This is a genomic window from Marinovum algicola (assembly GCF_900109145.1).
In the GTDB taxonomy this organism is placed as follows: Bacteria; Pseudomonadota; Alphaproteobacteria; order Rhodobacterales; family Rhodobacteraceae; genus Marinovum; species Marinovum algicola.
In genome coordinates, this window is record NZ_FNYY01000001.1 from 231160 (window position 1) to 252921 (window position 21762).

22 protein-coding genes are annotated in these 21762 nt (G+C 66.5%); 14 read left to right on the forward strand and 8 right to left on the reverse strand.

Annotated features, from left to right (window positions below):
* The first annotated feature begins 49 nt into the window (after positions 1 to 49).
* Complete coding sequence (locus BMW90_RS01160) at positions 50 to 1147, forward strand: anhydro-N-acetylmuramic acid kinase (RefSeq protein ID WP_074834396.1); 1098 nt, start codon at positions 50 to 52, stop codon at positions 1145 to 1147.
* Positions 1148 to 1235: 88 nt separating this feature from the next.
* On the opposite strand, the gene BMW90_RS01165 is transcribed toward BMW90_RS01160, so the two are convergent.
* Positions 1236 to 1841, reverse strand: coding sequence for a flavin reductase family protein (locus BMW90_RS01165; RefSeq protein WP_074834397.1), 606 nt, complete (start codon positions 1839 to 1841; stop codon positions 1236 to 1238).
* Positions 1842 to 1921: 80 nt separating this feature from the next.
* Between BMW90_RS01165 and BMW90_RS01170 the strand changes: the two genes are divergently transcribed.
* The 4 genes from BMW90_RS01170 to BMW90_RS01185 all read left to right on the forward strand — a co-directional run bounded on the left by BMW90_RS01170 (position 1922) and on the right by BMW90_RS01185 (position 4769).
* Entirely contained in the window at positions 1922 to 2428 is a 507-nt protein-coding gene (locus tag BMW90_RS01170) for a GNAT family N-acetyltransferase (RefSeq protein WP_074834399.1), read from the forward strand.
* 49 nt (positions 2429 to 2477) lie between these two features.
* Complete coding sequence (locus BMW90_RS01175; RefSeq protein WP_074834400.1) at positions 2478 to 3260, forward strand: EcsC family protein; 783 nt, start codon at positions 2478 to 2480, stop codon at positions 3258 to 3260.
* Positions 3261 to 3361: 101 nt separating this feature from the next.
* Positions 3362 to 3679: a hypothetical protein gene (locus tag BMW90_RS01180; RefSeq protein ID WP_048529949.1), complete on the forward strand. Its 318-nt coding sequence runs from the start codon at positions 3362 to 3364 to the stop codon at positions 3677 to 3679.
* A 133-nt stretch (positions 3680 to 3812) separates the two neighbouring features.
* On the forward strand, positions 3813 to 4769 hold the full coding sequence (locus tag BMW90_RS01185) for a LysR family transcriptional regulator (RefSeq protein WP_074834402.1): 957 nt from the start codon (positions 3813 to 3815) through the stop codon (positions 4767 to 4769).
* Between the two features lie 66 nt (positions 4770 to 4835).
* Here BMW90_RS01185 and BMW90_RS01190 read toward each other — a convergent pair whose 3' ends face one another.
* Positions 4836 to 5591, reverse strand: a complete 756-nt coding sequence (locus tag BMW90_RS01190) for an alpha/beta fold hydrolase (RefSeq protein WP_048529953.1) — start codon at positions 5589 to 5591, stop codon at positions 4836 to 4838.
* A gap of 115 nt (positions 5592 to 5706) precedes the next feature.
* Between BMW90_RS01190 and BMW90_RS01195 the strand changes: the two genes are divergently transcribed.
* On the forward strand, positions 5707 to 6081 hold the full coding sequence (locus tag BMW90_RS01195; RefSeq protein WP_074834843.1) for a hypothetical protein: 375 nt from the start codon (positions 5707 to 5709) through the stop codon (positions 6079 to 6081).
* A 6-nt stretch (positions 6082 to 6087) separates the two neighbouring features.
* On the opposite strand, the gene BMW90_RS26580 is transcribed toward BMW90_RS01195, so the two are convergent.
* Complete coding sequence (locus BMW90_RS26580) at positions 6088 to 6249, reverse strand: hypothetical protein (protein ID WP_170850487.1); 162 nt, start codon at positions 6247 to 6249, stop codon at positions 6088 to 6090.
* Between the two features lie 129 nt (positions 6250 to 6378).
* On the reverse strand, positions 6379 to 7674 hold the full coding sequence (gene glyA, locus BMW90_RS01200; protein WP_074834404.1) for a serine hydroxymethyltransferase: 1296 nt from the start codon (positions 7672 to 7674) through the stop codon (positions 6379 to 6381).
* Positions 7675 to 7840: 166 nt separating this feature from the next.
* Here glyA and BMW90_RS01205 point away from each other — a divergent pair, with 166 nt between their 5' ends.
* Positions 7841 to 8602, forward strand: coding sequence for an NAD kinase (locus BMW90_RS01205; protein WP_048529957.1), 762 nt, complete (start codon positions 7841 to 7843; stop codon positions 8600 to 8602).
* A gap of 98 nt (positions 8603 to 8700) precedes the next feature.
* Here BMW90_RS01205 and BMW90_RS01210 read toward each other — a convergent pair whose 3' ends face one another.
* Together BMW90_RS01210 and prpE are read right to left on the reverse strand one after the other, a co-directional pair.
* Positions 8701 to 9390: a Crp/Fnr family transcriptional regulator gene (locus BMW90_RS01210; RefSeq protein WP_048529960.1), complete on the reverse strand. Its 690-nt coding sequence runs from the start codon at positions 9388 to 9390 to the stop codon at positions 8701 to 8703.
* Between the two features lie 441 nt (positions 9391 to 9831).
* A complete protein-coding gene (gene prpE, locus BMW90_RS01215) occupies positions 9832 to 11721 on the reverse strand; it encodes a propionate-CoA ligase PrpE (RefSeq protein WP_074834405.1) in 1890 nt (629 codons plus the stop codon).
* A 207-nt stretch (positions 11722 to 11928) separates the two neighbouring features.
* On the opposite strand from prpE, the gene BMW90_RS26585 reads away from it, so the two are divergent.
* Entirely contained in the window at positions 11929 to 12081 is a 153-nt protein-coding gene (locus tag BMW90_RS26585) for a hypothetical protein (protein WP_158499008.1), read from the forward strand.
* A 51-nt stretch (positions 12082 to 12132) separates the two neighbouring features.
* Here the strand turns inward: BMW90_RS26585 and BMW90_RS01220 are convergent, their stop codons facing one another.
* Entirely contained in the window at positions 12133 to 14415 is a 2283-nt protein-coding gene (locus BMW90_RS01220) for an NADP-dependent malic enzyme (protein ID WP_074834407.1), read from the reverse strand.
* Between the two features lie 231 nt (positions 14416 to 14646).
* Between BMW90_RS01220 and BMW90_RS01225 the strand changes: the two genes are divergently transcribed.
* The 6 genes from BMW90_RS01225 (at position 14647) to BMW90_RS26590 (ending at position 20601) form a co-directional block, all read left to right on the forward strand.
* Positions 14647 to 15048, forward strand: a complete 402-nt coding sequence (locus BMW90_RS01225) for a cytidine deaminase (RefSeq protein ID WP_074834845.1) — start codon at positions 14647 to 14649, stop codon at positions 15046 to 15048.
* A complete protein-coding gene (locus BMW90_RS01230) occupies positions 15045 to 16349 on the forward strand; it encodes a thymidine phosphorylase (RefSeq protein ID WP_074834408.1) in 1305 nt (434 codons plus the stop codon). The genes BMW90_RS01225 and BMW90_RS01230 overlap by 4 nt, the downstream gene beginning before the upstream one ends.
* Positions 16349 to 17557, forward strand: coding sequence for a phosphopentomutase (locus tag BMW90_RS01235; protein ID WP_074834410.1), 1209 nt, complete (start codon positions 16349 to 16351; stop codon positions 17555 to 17557). Before BMW90_RS01230 ends, BMW90_RS01235 begins: the two co-directional genes overlap by 1 nt.
* Positions 17554 to 18540, forward strand: coding sequence for an adenosine deaminase (locus BMW90_RS01240; protein ID WP_074834411.1), 987 nt, complete (start codon positions 17554 to 17556; stop codon positions 18538 to 18540). The genes BMW90_RS01235 and BMW90_RS01240 overlap by 4 nt, the downstream gene beginning before the upstream one ends.
* Positions 18537 to 19169 (forward strand): uracil phosphoribosyltransferase, encoded by a 633-nt coding sequence (upp, locus tag BMW90_RS01245; RefSeq protein ID WP_048529974.1) that lies wholly within the window; start codon positions 18537 to 18539, stop codon positions 19167 to 19169. Before BMW90_RS01240 ends, upp begins: the two co-directional genes overlap by 4 nt.
* Before the next feature lie 67 nt (positions 19170 to 19236).
* The gene (locus BMW90_RS26590; RefSeq protein WP_170850488.1) at positions 19237 to 20601 is read left to right on the forward strand and encodes an SPOR domain-containing protein; all 1365 of its coding nucleotides are present in this window, start codon (positions 19237 to 19239) and stop codon (positions 20599 to 20601) included.
* A gap of 65 nt (positions 20602 to 20666) precedes the next feature.
* On the opposite strand, the gene BMW90_RS01255 is transcribed toward BMW90_RS26590, so the two are convergent.
* A complete protein-coding gene (locus BMW90_RS01255; RefSeq protein WP_074834415.1) occupies positions 20667 to 21692 on the reverse strand; it encodes a hypothetical protein in 1026 nt (341 codons plus the stop codon).
* Positions 21693 to 21762: the final 70 nt, after the last annotated feature.

The window sequence follows — 21762 nt, forward strand, 5'->3', positions numbered from 1 at the left end:
ATATGGTCGGGGCAAGGCTATAAAGGCCACAGGCCACGAGGAAAAGAGCATGTTGCAGGCAGGCATGGTCAATGCGCTGGGCGCGATGTCGGGAACGTCGCTCGACGGGGTCGATGCGGCGCTGATCCGCACCGACGGGGTGACGATCGAAGGTTTCGGCGCACATCGCTACCGCGCCTATTCCGACAGCGAACGCGCGGTGCTGCGGGCGGCACTGGGGCGCTGGCCGGGCGAGGATCTGGGCGCGGCGCTGGCGGTGGTGCAACGTGCCCACGCCGAGGCGATGGCCGGTTTCGACGGTGTCGATATCGCCGGCTTTCACGGCCAGACCCTGGCGCATGAGCCGGGCGGGCGCGGCACCCATCAGCTGGGCGATGGCGCGGCGCTGGCCGAGGCTCTGCGGCTGCCGGTGGTCTGGGATTTCCGCTCGTCCGACGTGCGGCTGGGCGGGCAGGGGGCGCCGCTGGCGCCGTTCTTTCATTTTGCCTGCGCCCGCTGGATCGGGGCAGACCAGCCCGTGGCGTTCCTCAACCTCGGCGGTGTCGGCAACCTTACCTGGGTCGATCCGCGTCACCCAGGCCCCGAGGCGGCCGGCGCGCTTCTGGCTTTTGACACCGGCCCTGCCAATGCGCCGCTCAACGACCTGATGCAGGAACGGCGTGGGCTGCCCTATGACGCCGATGGCGCGCTGTCGTTGCGGGGCGAGGTGGTGGAGGGCGCGCTGGAGCTGTTCCTCGACGAGGGGTATTTCCTCAAGATGCCGCCCAAATCCTTGGACCGGAACGATTTCTCGCTGATGCTCGATCTGGTGCGCGAGCTTGGGGACGCCGATGCGGCGGCCACGATGTGTGCCATGGCGGCAAGCGCGGTGATGCGGGGAATGGAGCATTGCCCGGCGCCGCCCGCAGCGCTTTATGTCACCGGTGGCGGGCGCCACAACCCGGTGATGATGCAGATGCTGGGGGTGTCGCTCGACTGCCCGGTGGCGCCGGTCGAGGCGGTGGGCCTCGATGGCGACATGCTGGAAGCGCAGGCCTTTGCCTATCTCGCGGTGCGGGTGGCCCGCGGTCTGCCGACCTCGGCCCCGGGAACCACCGGCGTGCGCGCGCTGGTCGGCGGCGGCGAAATCTCGCATCCCGCCGGCTGACCCGTCCCGGACCGGCTCCGGGACTTCTTCGCTTCTGGCCAGGGGCCCCGGATCGGGGTCCGGGGCGCGCGGGGGTCCGGGGGCGCGCCTATTCGCCCGGCCGCTTGAGCGAAAACACCTCGCGCACCACCGCGTAATCGCGATAGCCCAGCCGGCTCAGCGGCGCATAGCGGGTCACGTCGACGCGGCCGTCATCGAGGCAATCGTCGCGGATATGCACGCCGACGACTTCGCCCAGCACCATGAAATTCGACCGGCCCGCCAGCTCGATGATCTGCGTCATCCGGCATTCCAGCGCCGCCGGGCTGTCGGCCACCCGGGCGCAGGCGATCTCGTGGCAGGCGTCGCGCGCGATGCCGGCCTTGCCGAATTCATCCACCTCGCGCGGCCAGGGGCCCGAGCTCACGTTCATCACGTCGCGCTGGGCCGAGGCCACGATATTGACGCAGAACACCCCGGTTTCGCGGATATTGCCGACGCTGTCCTTGGTATCGCCGCGATCTTCCTTGGCCGAGGTCGAGCAAAACATTACCTGCGGCGGCGTATAGGCGACGGCGTTGAAAAACGAATAGGGCGCCAGATTGTCCTGGCCGTCCGCGCCGCGGCTGGAAATCCAGCCGATCGGGCGCGGGCTGACAATTGCGCTGAACGGGTTGTGCGGCAGCCCGTGGCCATCCTCGGGGCGATAGAACATGCGGAAATCCTTTGGCTTTACCCTTGACCTAACCGCATGTTAACCGGCTTTCCACCACAACCAGCCGAGGACGGTCGCCTTTGATCCAGCTGCGCAAAGAAACTCCGGCCGACCTCTGGGCGGTCGAGGCGCTCTTTGATCTCTGTTTCGCGCCAGGCCGCACCGCGCTCAGCTCGTACCGGCTGCGCGAGGATGTGCCGCCGGTGGCCGCGCTCTCGACCGTGGCCGAGGACGAAACCGGCACCATCGGTGGCGCGATCCGTTATTGGCCGGTCCGGGTCGGGGCGCACCCGGCGCTGCTGCTCGGGCCGATCGCGGTGCACCCGACGCGGCAGGGCGAGGGGCTCGGCGCCGCGTTGATGCGTGATTCGCTGGCGCGGGCGGCCGAACTGGGCTGGCACCGGGTGATGCTGGTGGGCGATGCACCGTATTATGCGCGCTTCGGCTTTGACAAGCTGACCGGCGTCGAGATGCCGCCGCCGACCAATCCCGAGCGGGTGCTGGGCCACAATCTGACCGAAGGCGCCTGGCGGGGCATCCGCGGCGAAGTCACCCGTTGGGGTGACACGCCGGGCCACGAGGCTTGACTTCCGCCCCGCAGGCCCAATGTAAATAGCTGTAACATCGGGGGCCGCCATGACCGCAGAGCATACAACCGGAACAGATCTGATCTCGCCGACGGCCGCGTTGCGGCTCGATGCCCTGGCGCTGCGCTATCGCAAGGCCGGGGGCGTCGGGCTTCAGGTGCTCAACCTTGTCGGCACCCAGGCCGAGAACCTGCTTGAGCGGCTGCCCGACGGCGTCAAGCACCGGCTTGAATCCGCAACGGAACGCGCCCTCGGCATCGCGCTCGAAGCGGCCGGGCAAAGCCGGACGCGAGTGGGCGATGCGCCGGGCTGGCTCAATCGCGCGGCGACCACGGCGATGGGCGCGGCGGGGGGCTTTGGCGGGCTGCCCTCGGCGCTGGCAGAATTGCCGGTGACCACCACGGTGCTGCTGCGCGCCATCCAGGGCATTGCCGCCGAACATGGGTTTGACCCGGACGATCCCGAAATTCGCGCCGAATGCCTGCAAGTCTTTGCCGCCGCCGGCCCGCTCGAGCATGACGACGGCGCCAACATGGCCTTTCTTTCGGCGCGGGTCACCCTGACCGGGGCGACGGTGCATGGGGTCATTGCCCGCGTGGCACCGCGGCTGGCCACGGTTCTGGGCCAGAAACTGGCGGCGCAGGCGGTGCCGGTGGTGGGGGCGGTGGCCGGCGCGGCGACGAATTTCGCCTATACCAGCTATTACCAGGAAATGGCGCATGTGCATTTCGGCCTGCGTCGCCTGGCCATCGACGAGGGGCTGCCGCGCGAGGCGCTGCTTGCCGATCTTCGGCGCCGGCTTGCCATTCCCGCCGGAAAGCGCCGGGAGTGACGCTGCCGTGAATTGAATTTTTCGCCAAAATGGCGCACACTGCCCCAAAACAAAGGCGGCGCACCCGAGCCAATTCGCGCCGCACCATGAGAGGGCAGTTGATGAAACAGGTGATCTATACCCTGGCCATTGCGGCTATTCTGACTCCGGTCTTTGCAAGCCTTGCCTCCGCCGGGCCGATCAGCCGTGCGTGTCTGACATCCGGGCGCAAGGCGGCGAATTCGAGCCTGTGCGGCTGTATCCAGGCGGTGGCCGATGTGGCCCTGTCGCGCCGCGACCAGCGGATGGCCGCCAAATTCTTTCGCGACCCGCACCGGGCACAGGAAATCCGCCAGTCCGACCGCGCCAGCGACGAGGCCTTCTGGCTGCGCTACAAGGCGTTCGGTACCCAGGCCGAATCCAGCTGTCGCGGCTACTGAGGCGCGGCGCCGTCCCGACGTGAACCGGGCGGGACGTGGCTTTGGCCCTGCGCTGGCACGGCCAGCCTGGCCCACAGGTTGAACAAAGCGGGAGATACCTTCACAAAAGGCAAAACTGTGTGGAGGGCGGCCGATGCTGGCCAAGGGGGTGACATTGCGCGGGCTCGAGGTCTTCGAGGCGCTTGCGCACAGCGGATCGGTGGCCCAGGCGGCGCGCACCACCGGGCTGAGCCAGCCCGCCGTCAGCCAGCAGATGAAGAACCTCGAAGCCGCGCTGGGCACCGCGCTCGTCGATCACGCCCGAAGGCCGATGCAGCTGACACCGGCCGGGCGGTCTTTCCTGGCCCGGACCGAGACGGTGCTGGGCCAGCTCAGGCTGGCGCAGAGCGAGCTGACGGTGATGGATCTGGCGCATCTGTCGACGCTCAATCTGGGCATGATCGACGATTTCGACACCGACCTGACGCCGCGACTGGCGACGATCCTCGGCGAGAGCCTGTCGCGCTGCCGCTTCAAACTGATCTCGGCGCCCAGCCATGAAATCAGCGCCGCCCTGCGCGACAAGCGACTGCATGTGGCGGTGGCGGCTTCGACCGGCGAAGTGGTCGACCATGTCGCCGAATATCCGCTTGTCTGCGATCCCTTCATTCTGGTCACGCCACGCGGCTTCAGCGGCGGGGCCGAGGCGGCGATGGAGCAATTGCCGCTGCTGCGGTATGACCGCGACCAGATGATCGGGCGGCAGATCGAGGCGCAGTTGACACGGCTCCGGCTCGATTGCCCCGGGCGGTTCGAGATCGGCTCGCATCTTGCATTGATGACGCTGGTGGCGCGGGGCATGGGCTGGGCGCTGACGACGCCGCTGGGATATATGCGGGCGGTGCGCATCCATGGCGAGATCGAGGCCCACCCGCTGCCCTTCGCGCCGTTTTCGCGGACCATCTCCCTGTTTGCCAGCCCTGACTGGACCGACCAGGTGCCGCGCGACATCGCCGCCACCATGCGCCGGCTGGTGAGCGAGCTGGTGATCGCGCCTGCGCTGGTGCAATTGCCCTGGCTGAAGGATCAGCTTCGGCTGCTTGCGGCGTGACACCGGCGGGGCGTTGCACTGGCAGTACGCGCGGATTTGGGAAATCCGAAACTGCGGCGGTCGGGGTCAGGCGTCGAGGAAGGCCCGCAGCGAGGCCTCGAATTCGCGCGGTTTTTCCGCGTGCAGCCAGTGGCCGGCCTGCGCCAGTCTGGCAAATCTCGCCTTGGGGAAATGCGCGCGGATCACGGGCCGATGCTCGGGCAGGACATAATCCGAGAGCGCTCCGGACAGGAACAGGGTGGGGCCCTCGAACCGGCCCGAGACCTCGGGGAAGCCGACGATCTTGTCCATCTCGCGCTTGAGCACCTCGAGGTTGAGCTTCCAGCGCTTGGCCGCGATGTCGAGCGACTGGGTAAAGAAGCTTTGCAGCACCTTGTCCTCGACCTGTCGGGCGAGTTGTTCGGAGGCATCGGCGCGCTTGGTGACGGCACCGAGATCGACCGATTGCATGGCGTCGATATATTGCGTCTGATCGTGGCTGTACCCCACCGGGGCGATATCGGCGACCACCAGCCTGGCCACCTTTTCGGGATGCGCCAGCGCCAGCACCATCGCCGCTTTGCCGCCCATGGAATGGCCGACCACATCGGCGCGCCCGCCATTGGCGTCGATCACCGCGGCCAGATCGGCGGCCATGTCGGGATAGGAATGGCTGTCGTGCCAGGGGCTGTCGCCGTGATTGCGCTGATCGACGGCGATGACGTGGCGGTTTTCCGACAGGCGTTTTCCGATCACGCCCCAGTTGCGCGCCGAGCCATAGAGGCCGTGGACGATGATCAGTGGCGTGCCACCGGGGGCGCCGTGGTGGATTTGGTTCAACATGGGGCAGAATTAGCCTGCCGGCGCCCGGGGGGAAACCGGGAAATGCGTATTTGCAAAGAGAAGAAGTTGCCGGCCGCGAGGCAGGGTCTTATGCAGGGGGCCGGAGGTGGCCCGGGTGATCGACGCAAAAGAGATGGAGCGCCGCAATGCGCAACTGGCCGAGCAGATCGGCACACGGCTGCTGGTTGGCGGGGTGACGCTGGAGCAGCGGCTGCGGCGGGCCGGACGGCTGTTGCCGCGCTGGGCCCGGCGCGACGCGTCCCGGTTTGTCGAGGCCGGGCGGCTGGCGGCACACCCCAAGCTGGCGCGTCAGATCGACGAGGCGGCGCTCGACAAGGCCGAGGCGCGGCTGACGCGCTATCTCGGCAGCATCGATCCCGACGAACGCCGCACCACGGCGCGGCTGCATCTGGCCGGGGGGATCGTTCTCAAGCTTCTGATTGTCGGTGGGCTCCTGCTGGCGGTGCTGCGCTGGCGTGGCCTGATATGAGCGGGCTCAGCGGGTGCAATTTGCCCGATCGGCCTCGACCGGCATGGCACAGGCCGCCGGAGCGTCACGGGCGCCTGTGCCTTGGGGGCTGCCGGTGGCACTGGCCAGCATGCCCAGAGCGATGAGCGCGGCAGTCAGGATAGGCGGGATGTAATAGGGACGTTTCATCGGCGGTCCTTCTGCGGCGGCTGTCTCCGGTGATACGGGTGACCACGGCCGTTCCGTCGGTATCGCTGGTGCAAATACAGAAAAGGCCCGGAAAATCCGGGCCTTTGTCATCTCTGGCGGGCTGAAGGATCAGAGCTCGGGGTAGATCGGGAAGCGTTTGCAGAGCGCTTCGACTTCCGCTTTTACCTTGGCTTCGATCTCGGCATTGCCGTCTTCGCCATTGGCGGCCAGCCCGTCGACCACTTCGATGATCCAGTCGGCGATCTGGCGGAACTCGTCCTCGCCGAAGCCGCGGGTGGTGCCGGCGGGCGAGCCGAGGCGGATGCCCGAGGTCACCGTGGGCTTTTCCGGGTCGAACGGCACGCCGTTCTTGTTGCAGGTGATATGTGCCCGGCCCAGGGCCTTTTCGGTGGCGTTGCCCTTGACGTTCTTGGGCCGCAGATCGACCAGCACCACATGGGTGTCGGTGCCATGGGTCACGGTGTCCAGTCCGCCCTTGATCAGCTGATCCGACAGCGCCTGGGCGTTCTTGATCACCTGTTTGGCATAGGTCTTGAACTCGGGCTTGAGCGCCTCGCCGAAGGCCACGGCCTTGCCGGCGATGACATGCATCAGCGGGCCGCCCTGGATGCCGGGGAAGATGGCCGAATTGACCTTCTTGGCGATGGCCTCGTCATTGGTGAGGATCATGCCGCCGCGCGGGCCGCGCAGGGTCTTGTGCGTGGTGGTGGTGGCCACATGCGCATGCGGGAAGGGCGAGGGGTGTTCGCCGGCCGCCACCAGACCGGCGAAATGCGCCATGTCCACATGCAGCAGTGCGCCCACCATATCGGCGATCTCGCGCATGCGCTTGAAGTCGATCTGGCGCGGGATGGCCGAGCCACCGGCGATGATCAGCTTGGGCTGGTGCTCCTTGGCCAGCGCCTCGACCTGATCGTAATCGAGCATGTTGTCCTGCTTGCGGACACCGTATTGCACCGCGTTGAACCATTTGCCCGACTGGTTGGGGCGGGCGCCGTGGGTCAGATGGCCGCCGGCGTCGAGCGACATGCCGAGGATGGTGTCGCCGGGCTGGATCAGCGCCTGGAACACACCCTGGTTGGCCTGGCTGCCGGAGTTGGGCTGGACGTTGACGTATTCGCAGCCGAACAGCTCCTTGGCGCGGTCGATGGCGAGGTTCTCGGCCACGTCGACCCAGTCGCAGCCGCCGTAGTAGCGCCGGCCCGGGTAACCTTCGGCGTATTTGTTGGTCAGGACAGAGCCCTGCGCCTCCATCACCGCGCGGGAGACGATGTTCTCGCTGGCGATCAGCTCGATCTCGTCACGCTGGCGGCCCAGCTCGCCGGTGATCGCGCCGAACAGCTCGGGGTCGCGCTCGGCGAGAGGTTGGGTGAAGAATCCTTGGTCCTTGACAGACGCATCCATGGGCTGGCTCCTTGGGCAAGCAATGTCTTGGCGCGTTTCCTAATGCAAAGCGGACGCGACGAAAAGCCGGGAAAGCGACGCATGTCCCGGCGCGTGCGGCACCGCTGGCCTTGCCGGAGAACTTGTGGTTGTTTCGGAAACGACGCGGCCGGCAAGGAAACCCGACATGACGCTCAGAATCGCCTTTTGCGCCTCGAATGCGCCGATTGCCCAATCGGCCAAGGCGGCGCTCAGCGCGCGCTATGGCGACCACGCCGAACAGGGTGCCGATGTGATCGTGGCGCTGGGCGGCGACGGCTTCATGCTTCAGACCCTGCACCGGACCGAGGCCAACCCGGCGCCGGTCTATGGCATGAATCGCGGCACCGTCGGTTTTCTGATGAACGAATACGGCGAACAGGGCCTGATCGAACGGCTGAGCGCGGCCGAGGAAGAGGTGATCAATCCGCTGAGGATGCAGGCCACCTGTCTCACCGGCACGCTGCATCACGCGCTGGCGATCAACGAGGTCTCGCTGCTCAGGGCCGGGCCGCAGGCGGCGCGGTTGCGGATCTCGGTCGATGGCCGGGTGCGGATGCCGGAGCTTGTCTGCGACGGGGCCTTGCTGGCGACGCCGGCCGGATCGACCGCCTACAATTTTTCCGCACATGGCCCGATTCTGCCGATCGGCGCGGATGTGCTGGCGCTTACCGCCATGGCGGCCTTTCGTCCGCGGCGCTGGCGCGGGGCGCTGCTGCCCAAGACGGCCGAGGTCTGTTTCGAAGTGCTCGATCCGGCCAAGCGCCCGGTGATGGCCGAGGCCGATGCCCGCGCGGTGCAGGATGTGGTCAAGGTCGAGATCCGGTCCGACCCGTCGATTGCACACCGCATCCTGTTCGATCCCGGGCACGGGCTGGAAGAGCGGCTGATCCGCGAGCAATTCGTCTGACCCCGTCCCGGGCTTGACCCGGGACCTCTTGCGAGCCGCCGGAGGGGAGGCCCCGGATCGGGTCCGGGGCGCGTGGGGCTTTGCGGCTGGCGCCTGTCCTACTGGGCTTTCTCGGCCAGCAGGTCGGGATCGGTCAGGATCAGCTCACGGCCATCGCGGCGCAGCAGCCCGTCGGATTCCCAGGTGCGGATCTGCCGGTTGACGGTCTCGCGCGTCAGCCCCGCCATGTCGCCGAGATCGGATTGCGAGACCGAGGGGGTCAGGCGGTAGCCGCCCGGCTCTTCCACCCCCCAGCGATCGAACAGCCCGATCAACACCTTGGCCAGCCGGGTGCCACCATCCGCGGTCGAAAGGTCGGCCAGCGCCGCGGTGGTGGCCTGAAGCTTGCGGCAGAGATCGGCGATCAGCCCGAGAGTGGTGCGCGGGTGCTGGGTGAGAAAGGACATCAGCACCGTGCGGTGCAGCATCCGGCCGGTCACGTCATTGGTGGCCACCGCATCCGCCGTCCGGTCGCCGCCCAGCAGCACCGCCATCTCGCCGACGGAATCGCCGGGGCCAAGATGCGCCACGATCGAACGGTTGCCCGCCGCCGAGGTCAGGCTGATCTCGACCCGGCCGGTTTCGATCAGCATCATCGTCTCGCCGGGGCTGTCCTTGGAAAAGATCACCTTGCCGCCGTGGTAGTGGCACGGTTTCGACAGGCCAAGCAGCGTCGCACGCTCCTTGGCCGAAAGGGCGCCGAGAATCAGGCTTTCCCTGCTGGCGATATCGCGAAACTTCAACGTCATAAAATCTGAACCGGAACCTGCCCGAACCGCAGGGATCGGGCCTCAAAATCATTCTACACCCATATGCTGCGACAGCAAACAGCGTCTGAAAATCAATAACTTTCCACAACTGTGACTTGGCTCACAGATTTTGGTGCATAAAAAGTGAATCTTCTGGGAGCGTTCGTCGGGGTCGGTGTCTCACCATAGTTCCCAAACCCTTTTTCCCGAGTCTGGCGGGTGCGCACCCCTATCTTCGTGGCATTTCCGCGGAGGTTCGATCGTGCGGAGGGCGGACGAGTGAGTGACGTTCGTCCTTTCGCCGATCACCCGTGTTGCTGAGGCCCGGCACCGACAGGGTGCAGTTCCTGCTGCCGAGGTGGCGCGGTTTGAAGGATCCTGAAGTGATCCAGGCCGTCCGGTGTTCCCCCGGGCGGCCTGCTCTGCGTTTTGGCCGGGCGTCTATTTCGCGTAGCCAAGGGTTTGCAGGGCCGATCTGATCTCGTCGAGAATGGCGGGATCGTCGATCGTGGCCGGCATCTTGTATTCCTGGCCGTCGGCGATCTTGACCATGATGGCGCGCAGGATCTTGCCCGAGCGGGTCTTGGGCAGGCGATCCACCACCACCGCCAGCTTGAATGCCGCCACCGGGCCGATCTTGTCGCGCACCAGTTTGACGACTTCGCCGGTGATTTCGTCCTGCGTCCGGGAGCAGCCCGCGTTCAGGCAGAGGAAGCCCACCGGCAACTGGCCCTTGAGCGGATCGCTGACGCCGATCACCGCGCATTCGGCCACATCCGGGTGGCTGGCCAGCACCTCTTCCATTCCTCCGGTCGAAAGCCGGTGCCCCGCGACATTGATCACGTCATCGGTGCGGGCCATGATATAGAGGTATCCGTCCTCGTCGATCATCCCGGCATCGCCGGTTTCGTAGAAGCCGGGAAAGGTGGTGAGGTAGCTCTTGCGATAGCGGTCCTCGGCGTTCCACAGCGTCGGCAGCGTGCCCGGCGGCAGCGGCAGCTTGACGGCGATGGCGCCCAGTTCGCCGCGCGGCATTTCGTGGCCGGCGTCGTCGAGGATCTGCACGTCATAGCCCGGCATGGCGACCGAGGGCGACCCGATCTTGACCGGCAGCGGCTCGATCCCCATCGGGTTGGCGGCGATGGCAAAGCCGGTTTCGGTCTGCCACCAGTGATCGATCACCGGCACGCCCAGCTTGTCCTGGGCCCAGAGGATAGTGTCGGGGTCGGCGCGCTCGCCGGCAAGGTAGACGGTCTTGAGCGAGGACAGGTCATACTCCTTGATCAGCGCCCCCTGCGGATCCTCGCGTTTCACGGCGCGAAAGGCGGTGGGGGCGGTGAAGAAGCTCTTGACCCGATGTTCCGAAATCACCCGCCAGAAGGTACCGGCATCGGGGGTACCGACCGGCTTGCCCTCGAACACGATGGTGGTGTTGCCGTGGATCAGCGGGCCGTAGCAGATATAGCTGTGACCGACGACCCAGCCGACATCCGAGGCGGCCCAGAACACATCGCCGGGGTCGACATCATAGATGTTCTTCATCGTCCAGTTCAGCGCCACCAGATGGCCGCCGGTGTGCCGCACCACGCCCTTGGGGGCGCCGGTGGTGCCCGAGGTATAGAGGATATAGGCCGGGTGGTTGCCCGCGACCGGCACGCAATCGGCCGGCGCCACGCCCATCTGGAAACTGTGCCAATCGTGGTCGCGGCCTTCGGTGAGCCTTGCGATCTCCTGCTCACGCTGGAGGATCACGCAGAAGTCGGGTTTGTGGCTGGCCTGATCGATGGCGCCGTCGAGCAGCGGCTTGTATTTCACCACCCGCCCCGGTTCGAGGCCGCAGGAGGCGGCGATGATCGCCTTGGGCGTGGCGTCGTCGATCCTGACCGCCAGTTCGTTCGCGGCAAAGCCGCCGAACACCACCGAATGCACCGCCCCCAACCGGGCGCAGGCCAGCATGGCCTCCAGCGCTTCGGGCACCATCGGCATATAGATGATCACGCGGTCGCCCTGTTCTACGCCCTTGGCCCGCAACGCCCCGGCCAGGGTCGCGACACGGGTCTGCAATTCGGCAAAGGTGATCTTTTGCTGGCTGCCGGTGATCGGGCTGTCGTGGATGATCGCCACCTGATCGCCGCGTCCGGCGGCAACATGGCGGTCGACGGCGTTCCAGCAGGTGTTCACCTTGCCATCGGCATACCATTCGAAAAGGTCGTCGCCCCTGTCGAACAGCGCCTGTGACGGCGCCTCGTCCCAGTCGATGGCCTGCGCGGCCTCCATCCAGAAGGCCTCGGGGTCGGCCTGCCAGCGCGCGTAAACATCCTTGTATGCCATTGTATCCTCCTCCGGCGATTGCCTTCGGGATACGAGAGCCGCCGCCCATCGGGCAAGCCGCTTGGCGCTACCAGCGTCAGATTAACGCAATTTGTTTGCAGAATTTCCGACGGAAACCTGCAAATTTTTGCAAACTTGGCAATATTTGCGGGCGAACTTGGCGCTTTATGCGGGTTTGCAAAGTTTGGCAGATTTTCGACACTGCCGATGTCGATTCCTGTCGCGCGGGCCGGGCGACTCGCTGGCATAGAGGAGATATGGCGCGGCACAGGGCTGCGCCTTTTCAGAAAAGGTCATGTTGCCATGGGCGACAAGAAGCAAAAGCCGGTCAAGACTGGCGACAAGACGGTCAAGAAGTAATTTTCAACAAAGGAAGTCCGTGCCGCCCGCTTGGGCGGCACGGCATTCGGATCAGCCGTACTGCGCCACCGGCGTGCCGGCGATGGCCGCCATGTTGAGCAGCCCGCGGGCGGTGATGCCGGGGGTCACCACATGCGCCCGGTTGCCCATGCCCATCAGGATCGGCCCCACTTCCAGCCCGTCGGCCTTCATCTTGAGGATGTTGCGCACCCCCGACGCGGCATCGGCATGGCCGAAGATCAGCACATTCGCCGCGCCTTCCAGCCGCCCGCCGGGCAGCAGCCGCTCGCGCAGGTCGGGGTCGAGCGCGGCATCGACATTCATCTCGCCTTCGTACTGGAAATCGGTCTCCATCTCGTCGAGAATGGCGATCGCCTCGCGCAGGCGCTTGCCCGAGCCCTCGGCCTGATTGCCGAATTGGGACTGCGAGCAGAAGGCGATACGCGGCTCCACCCCGAAGCGGCGGGCATGGCGCGCCGCGCCCAGGGCCACCTCGGCCAGCTCCTGCGGCGAGGGCAGGGACCAGACATGGGTGTCGGCCAGAAACAGCGGCCCGTCCTCGAGGATCATCATGCTGAGCGCGCCATGCGGGCGAAAGGTCTGGTTGCCCAGCACCTGGGTGACATAGTTCAGATGCCAGCGAAACTCGCCGATGCTGCCGCAGATCAGGCTGTCGGCCTCGCCCCGGTGCACCATGACGGCGCCGATGGCGGTAGAATTGGTGCGCATCACCGCCCGGGCCACATCGGGCGTGACGCCGCGCCGCGCCATGATCTGGTGATAGGTACCCCAGTAGTCGCGGTAACGCGGGTCATTCTCGGGGTTCACGATCTCGAATTCGCGGCCGGGGCGAATGTTCAGCCCGTGGCGTTCGCAGCGCTGTTCGATCACCTCGGGGCGACCGATCAGGATCGGCTTTTCCGTGGTGTCTTCGAGGATCGCCTGCGCGGCGCGCAGCACGCGCTCATCCTCGCCCTCGGCAAAGACGATGCGGCGGCTGGCGGTGGCGGCGGCATGGAAGATCGGACGCATCAACAGCGCCGATTTGAAGACCGACGCGTTCAGCTTGTGCTTGTAGGCCTGCATGTCCTCGATCGGGCGGGTGGCGACGCCGGTCTCCATCGCCGCCTTGGCCACGGCGCTCGAGACCACGGCCGACAGCCGCGGATCGAAGGGCTTGGGGATGAGGTATTCGGGGCCGAAGGTCAGGTCTTCGCCCTGATAGGCCGCCGCCGCCTCGGCGCTGGTGGTGGCGCGGGCCAGGGCGGCGATGCCTTCGATACAGGCGATCTTCATCTCGTCGTTGATCTCGGTCGCGCCGACATCCAGCGCCCCGCGAAAGATAAAGGGGAAGCAGAGGACGTTGTTGACCTGGTTGGGAAAATCGCTGCGGCCGGTGGCGATGATCGCCCCGGGTTTTACCGCACGGGCATCGTCGGGCATGATTTCCGGCGTCGGGTTGGCGAGGGCAAAGATGATCGGTCGATCCGCCATTTTTGCCGCCATTTCCGGCTTGAGCACGCCGGGCCCGGACAGCCCGAGGAACAGGTCGGCGCCTTCGATCACCTCGTCCAGCGTGCGCTTGTCGGTCTTCTGGGCGTATTCCGCCTTCTGGTCGGTCATCTCTTCGGTGCGGCCCTCGTAGACCACGCCCTTGATGTCGCAGAGCCAGACGTTTTCGCGTTTCACCCCCAGTTTCAGCAGCATGTTGAGACAGGCGATGCCGGCCGCGCCGCCGCCGGTCGAGACGATCTTGATGTCCTCAAATTTTTTGCCCGCCACGCGCAGCGCATTGGTCGCCGCCGCGCCGACGACGATGGCAGTGCCGTGCTGATCGTCGTGGAACACCGGAATGTTCATCCGCTCGCGGCAGAGCTTTTCGACGATGAAGCACTCCGGCGCCTTGATGTCCTCGAGGTTGATCGCGCCGAAGGTCGGCTCGAGCGCGCAGACGATATCGGCGAGCTTCTCGGGGTCGGTCTCGTTCACCTCGATGTCGAAACAATCGATGCCGGCGAATTTCTTGAAGAGCACCGCCTTGCCCTCCATCACCGGCTTCGAGGCGAGCGCGCCGATATTGCCCAGCCCGAGAACGGCCGAGCCATTCGACACCACCGCCACCAGGTTGCCGCGCGCGGTGTAGCGGGCGGCATTGGTCTCGGCCTTGGTGATCTCGACACAGGCCTCGGCCACGCCGGGCGAATAGGCCCGCGCCAGATCGCGGCCATTGGCCAGCGGCTTGGTTGCCCGCACCTCGAGTTTGCCCGGCTTGGGGTACTCGTGATAGAACAGGGCCGCCTCGCGCAGTGTTTCCTGTGCCTTGCTGTCGGTCATCTCGAAGTCCCTCTGCGTGTTTGGTTTAGTGTTAAACTATCTCGGCCCGGAGTATTATACCCGGCGCGGCGATAACAGCTATTTGCTAATCCTGTAAATCAGCTTAGCGATAACAGTGCGGTTCTGTCGTGTCTTTCGTCGCTTTTCCCGGCAGGGCCGGGCCACGTCATGCTTGCATCGCGTGGCGCGCGGCCCGATCATGACGGCCAGTTTGAACGATGGGGGTTTTTGATGGAACTGGCCGAAACCGCGCGTGCCGTGCGCGACAATGCCTATGCGCCGTATTCCGGTTTCAAGGTGGGCGCCGCCCTGCGCGCCGGCGATGGCACGGTCTATGCCGGCTGCAACGTCGAGAACGTGGCCTATCCCGAGGGCACCTGTGCCGAGGCCGGCGCCATCGCCGCCATGGTGGCCGGCGGGCAGACCCGGTTCGACGCAGCTTATGTGGTGGCCGACAGCCCGACGCCGGTGACCCCCTGTGGCGGCTGCCGGCAGAAGCTGGCGGAATTCGCCAGCGGCCCCGATGTGGTGGTGACCATGGCGACGCTGGGCGGTGAGGAAATGGCCCTGACCATCGCCGAGCTGCTGCCGGGCGCCTTTGCCACCGCCCATATGGACACCGCCGCGACATGAGCGATGCGCGGGCGATTCTTGCCGCCTTGCGCCGGGGCGATCCCCCGACCGAGGCCGATCTGACGTGGTTCGTCCAGGGGCTGGCCGATGGCGGCGTGACCGATGCCCAGGCCGGGGCCTTTGCCATGGCGGTCTGCCTGCACGGGCTGCCCGAGGCCGGCCGCGTGGCGCTGACCCGCGCGATGCGCGACAGCGGCGATATCCTGCGCTGGGATCTGCCGGGGCCGGTGCTCGACAAACATTCCACCGGCGGGGTGGGCGATTGTGTCAGCCTGGTGCTGGCGCCGGCGTTGGCGGCCTGTGGCGCCTTTGTGCCGATGATTTCGGGCCGTGGCCTCGGCCATACCGGCGGCACGCTCGACAAGATGGAAAGCATTCCCGGGCTCGCCACGACGCTCGACGAGGCGCGATTTTCCGAGGTGGTGCGCCATGCAGGCTGCGCCATCGTTTCCGCCAGCGCCGAGATCGCGCCGGCCGACAAGCGGCTTTATGCGGTGCGCGACGTCACCGCTACGGTCGATAGCCTCGACCTGATCACTGCCTCGATCCTGTCCAAGAAGCTGGCAGCGGGGCTCGAGGGGCTGGTGCTCGACGTCAAGCTCGGCTCGGGCGCCTTCATGAAACGGCACGCCGATGCGCAGGCACTGGCACAGGCGCTGGTCTCGACCGCCAATGCCGCCGGCTGCCCGACCCAGGCCTTGATCACCGACATGTCGCAGCCGTTGGCCCCCGCGCTGGGCAATGCGCTCGAGGTCGATGTCTCGATGCGGGTGCTGACCGGCGCCGCCGAGGGGCGGCTGCACGCGATCACCTGCGGCCTCGGCGGGGCGCTGCTGGCCTCGGGCGGGCTGGCGCGCGACGCCATGGCGGGCGAGGCAGCGATTGCCGAGGCGATCCGCTCCGGCAAGGCCGCCGAACATTTCGGCCGCATGGTGCAGGCGATGGGCGGCCCGGTGCATTTTGTCGAGGACTGGCAGCGCTTTCTGCCCGAGGCGCCGGTGATCCGCGAGATCCCGGCGCCGGAAGCGGGCGTCGTGGCGTCGATGGATGGCGAGGCGCTGGGCCTCGCGGTGGTACATCTGGGCGGCGGCCGTCTGGTCGAAAGCGACCTGGTCGACCCGGCGGTCGGCCTGTCGGACGTGGTGTCGCTGGGCGAGCAAGTGGCACAGGGCCAGCCGCTGGCGCGGGTCCATGCCGCGCGCGAAAGTCAGGCGGATGCGGCGGTGCAGGCCGTGCGGGCGGCGATCCGCATCGGCGATGCCGCGCCGGAACCGCCGCTGATACACGAAAGGATCAGCTGATGGCGCGTGCCTTCCTTGTGGTGATGGATTCCCTGGGCATCGGCGGGGCGCCGGATGCCGCGGCCTATTTCAATGGTGACATCCCCGACACCGGCGCCAACACCTTGGCCCATATCGCCCAGGCCTGCGCAGCGGGCGAGGCGGAAGAAGGACGCTCCGGCCCGCTGCACCTGCCGCATCTCGATGGGCTGGGGCTGGGCGCGGCCTGCCGGCTGGCCTCGGGCGATGTGGTGCCGGGGCTCGAGGCTACGCCAAAGGGCCTCTGGGGCGCAGCGTCAGAGCATTCGCGCGGCAAGGACACGCCGTCGGGGCATTGGGAGCTGGCCGGGCTTCCCGTGCCCTGGGACTGGACGGTCTTTCCCAAGACTGTTCCGGCCTTTCCCAAGGATATCAGCCAATTGGCTGCCGAACTTGCGGGAACAGACGGGATTTTGGGCAATTGCCATGCCTCGGGCACGGAAATCCTCAAGCAGCTTGGCGAAGAGCACCTGCGCACCGGCTGGCCGATCTGTTACACCTCGGCCGACAGCGTTTTTCAGATTGCCGCGCATGAAGAGCATTTCGGCCTCGCGCGCCTGCTCAGGCTCTGCGAGGAGCTTGCGCCGCATCTGCATGCGATGCGCGTCGGGCGGGTGATTGCGCGGCCTTTCGTCGGCACGCCCGGCGCGTTCGCGCGCACCGGCAACCGCCGCGACTATGCGCTGACGCCGCCAGGCAAGGTGCTGACAAACTGGGTGCAGGACGCGGGCCGTGCGGTGCATGCGATTGGAAAGATTGGCGATATCTTCTCGATGCAGGGGATTGACGCGGTGTCCAAGGGCACAGATGCCGCGCTGATGCAGGCGCTGGCGCATCAGGTCGATCACGCCCCCGACGGCGGGTTGGTCTTTGCCAATTTTGTCGAGTTCGACAGCCTCTGGGGGCACCGCCGAGACGTGTCGGGATATGCCCGTGCTCTGGAGTGGTTCGACGCCGAACTTGGGCCGATCCTGGCGCGGCTGCGGCCGGACGACCTGATGATCCTCACCGCCGATCACGGCAACGATCCGACCTGGACTGGCACTGATCACACCCGCGAACGGGTGCCGGTTCTGGGCGCCGGCCGGGACGCCCAAGGCATCGGAATCGTCGATTTCACCGCCGTGGCGGCTGCCATATCCGAACGCCTTGACGTCGAATACCCCCCTGACCTGCGGAGCTTTCTGTGACTTTTCGAACATTTCCCAAGGCGGAGCTGCATCTCCACATCGAAGGCGCGGCGCCGCCGAAACTGATTGCCGGGCTGGCCCGGGAAAAGTCTGTGGATATCGCCGGTGTCTTCGACGAGCGGGGCAATTACGCCTATCGCGATTTTCTGCAATTTCTCAAGGTCTACGAGGCCGCAACTCAGGTGCTTCAGACGCCCGAGGACTACCGCCGCCTGACATTGGCGGTGCTTGAGGAAAGCGCCGCGCATGGGGTTGTCTATTCCGAAGCCTTTCTGAGCCCGGATTTCTGCGGCGGCGGCGATCTGGCGGCCTGGCGCGAATATCTGCATGCGATCCGCGAGGCCGCCGATCAGGCCGAGCGCGAAATGGGCATCACCCTGCGCGGTGTGGTGACCTGCGTGCGGCACTTCGGGCCGGAGCAGGCCAAGAAGACGGCGCTCTGCGCTGCCGAAACCGCAGATGACTGGCTCTGCGGCTTTGGCATGGGCGGCGACGAGAACGCCGGCGAACAGGGCGATTTCGCCTATTCCTTCGACATGGCGCGCGAGGCCGGTCTGCGGCTGACCACCCATGCCGGCGAATGGCGCGGCCCCGAGGAAGTGCGGGCGGCGGTTCGCGATCTCCGGGTCGAGCGCGTCGGGCACGGGGTGCGGGTGATCGAGGATCTGGCGCTGGTTGACGAACTGATTGAAAAGGATGTGGTGCTCGAGGTTTGCCCCGGGTCCAATGTCATGCTGGGGGTCTACCCCAAGCTTGCCGCGCATCCGATCGAAAAACTGCGCGAGCGGGGCATCAAGGTCACGGTTTCGACCGATGATCCGCCGTTTTTTCACACCGACATGACCAAGGAATACGAAGGGCTTGCACGCGTCTTCGAATGGAACGAAGACGACTTCAAGGCCCTCAACCAGACCGCCCTCGCGGCGGCCTTCTGTGATGACGCGACCCGCGACCGGATCGCGAAGAAACTGGAAACCGCATGACCGAACATCTGACCGTCGTCGAACACCCCCTGGTGCAGCACAAGCTCAGCCTGATGCGCGACAAGGCGACCTCGACCGCCGAATTCCGTCGCCTGCTGCGCGAAATCAGCCAGTTGCTGGCTTATGAGATCACCCGCGAGCTGCCGATGACGACGCAGCAGGTGGAAACTCCGATGGAGATGATGGATGCGCCGGTGCTCGACGGCAAGAAGCTGGCGCTGATCTCGATCCTGCGGGCCGGCAACGGACTGCTGGACGGGGTGCTCGAACTGGTGCCATCGGCGCGGGTCGGATTTGTCGGGCTGTACCGCGATGAAGAGACGCTTCTGCCGGTGCAATACTACTTCAAGGTGCCCGACGGCCTCGATGACCGGCTGGTGATCGCCGTCGATCCGATGTTGGCAACTGGCAATTCCTCGGCCGCCGCGATCGACCTGCTCAAGCAGGCCGGGGCGACCAATATCCGGTTTCTCTGCCTGCTTGCCGCGCCCGAAGGCGTCGCCCGGATGCAGGAGGCGCATCCCGATGTGCCGATCATCACCGCCTCGCTTGATCGCTGCCTGAATGATCAGGGATATATCATCCCGGGCCTAGGTGATGCGGGTGACAGGATGTTCGGCACAAAATAGGCCCGAGACCGCTTTACTAAATAGCAACCTTTTGTCATGCTGAGCCCCAAACCTGTGGGGACTGGTGATGAATAAATCGAGCATCTGTGCGGCGTTGGCGGTCGCAATTGGACTTTCGGCAAGTGCAACCTCGGGGGTGGCCCAGATCCGCGACGATCTGGCCGCACCGGCCGAGTTGCCGCCGGCTTCCTTTACCGGCCGGCAATATGTCGACAGCCGGGGCTGCATGTACATCCGTGCCGGGATCGACGGCAATGTCACCTGGGTTCCGCGGGTCGACCGCAACCGGCAGGTGATCTGCGGCCAGACCGCCTCTGCGCCCGCCGCCGCGCCCGCTCCGGTTGCCTCGGCCCCGGCGCCGGTAGCAGAGCCCGAACCCGCGCCGGCCGCCCCCGCCGAACCCGCGCCCCGGCCGGTTGTCACCGAGCGCCCGGCGCCCGCAGCGGCCCCCGCCGCGCCGCGCCGGGTGGTGCAGGCGCCGGCCCCGCGCAGGGTGGCGCAGCCCCCGGCGCCGCGTCAGGTCACACAAGCCCCGGCACAGGTCGCCCCCAAGCGGCGCGTGCGTCGCGATGCCTCGGGCAAAACGGTGATCCGGCATTCGACGCCGATCGTGCGCAACGCGCCGGCGCCGGCGAACAAGGTCATCGTCCGCCGCGCCGGGCAGCTGCCGCCGAATACTGTGCTGCGTACCCCGGCCGGGCTGAGCAAAGGCCCGACAGTCGTGGTCCGCGAGACGGGCAAGGCGGTGCGTCTGGCCGATCAGGGCGTCAAGGTCTTTACCGGCACCAGCGGCATCCAGCGTGTCACCGGCCAGACGCGCATCGCGCCCAAGGAAGCCTATGTCCGTGGTGCTTCTGTCGATGTGCCGGTGCCGAAAGGGTATCAGCGTGCCTTCGACGACGGCCGGCTGAGCACCACCCGCGCGCATCAGACCCTTGATGGCCGTCGCAAGATGCTACTGACCTGGACAAATACGGTGCCGCGCCGGCTGATCGACAAGAGTACCGGGGAAGAGGTCAGTCATTATTTCCCCCAGCTTGTCTATCCCGATCGCTCGATGAAGGAACAGCAGGCCGCCGGTTTTGTCAGCTCACGCGGGGCAGTGCCCGAGGCGGCGCCGGAGCAACAGCGCCGGAGCGCGCCCGAGGCGGTGCGCAAGGACACGCCGAAACCGATCCGCAAGAGCGCCGTGGCTCCGGCCAGCCACCGGTATGTTCAGCTCGGCACCTTCAGCACGCCGGCCAAGGCGCAGGCGGCGATCCGTCGGGTGCAGGCGGCGGGATTGCCTGTACGGATCAATGAATTCAGCCGCGCCGGCGTGCCGCACCGGATGGTTCTGGTCGGGCCTTTCGCGCGGCAGGATCGGCTCAGGGCCGCGCTGGACACGGTGCGCAACCGGATCGGCTATCGCTCGGCCACGCTGCGCAAGTGACGACACGACAGGTTTGACAGCAGGGCGGGCTTCGGGCCCGCCCCATTCGCTTTCCGAAAGTTGCGTTATTCGCCGCAGATCGCCTGCAAGCGCAGCCAGTCGTTGTCCGACATCACCGGCGCGGCATCGGCGTCTTCCAGCGGATCGGCCTCGATCAGGGGGAGCGTGGTTTCCCCGGTGAAGTCAACCGCATAGGCATAAGGCGCAGTGTGCAGCCGGGCCGCGTGAAACGCCTCGATCACGCGCCGGTCGGGCAGGGGCTCGGGCGATCCGGCCATCAGGGTGACGGCAAAGCGCTCAAGCGCCTCGTCGGGCAGTTGCCCGGTGGTCAGCAGGCGCGCGGTGGCCATCATCCCGGCCTGCCGCAGCAGTGCTTCGAGCGGATCCTCGGCCTGGGCGCGCAGATTCTCGACTAGCACATAGCCGGCGGCGGCCTCGGGGTCTTCGGTGTCCTCGAGCACGCGCCGGTCAAGCAGGATGAAGCCGCCCGGCAGATGCGCCGTCGCGCGGGACGAGGCGCGCAGTACCACCAGATCGCCGGCGCGCTCGGGGCCGAGAACCCGGCGGCTCAGCATGCGCAGTTGCGCGACGGCGGTGTCCGAGCGGCAGGCGGGGCCGGAGACGCGCGAAATCTCGGTCAGCAGGGCACGGCCGATGGCATCGCGTTTCACATCCGGCACCACTCGCATGGTATGGGCGACCAATGCGTCCGGCAGCCAGAACACCGCCAGGCCGAGAAAGGCCGCCATCGCCGTGGCGCCCAACCCCCAGCGCAGCCGGCCCTGGCGCGGCCGGCGGCGGATGATCTCGCGCCGCAGCCGCTCGATGGCGTCGATCATGTCATTGGCGTCGTCGTCAAGCTCGAGCTCTTCGCCGGGATCGCCGTTGGGAAAGTAGCGGGCAGGGCGTTGGCCGGGGTTGGCGCGTTCCACCGCCGCCAGCGACCAATGCGCCAGGGCCTGGTCGTTCATGTCGCTCAGAACCAGCGTCGCTTCGCCCAGAGAGACCACCACATGTCGGCGCTGCGCGCCCTCGGTGGCGCGCCAGAGACCCTGTGCCTCCAACCTCTGGAATTCCTTCAACGCTGTCATCTGCCGGGCCTGCTCCGCCTCATCGGCGCGGACCGTAACATGAAGCGCGGGGCGGCGTCCATCAGCGGCG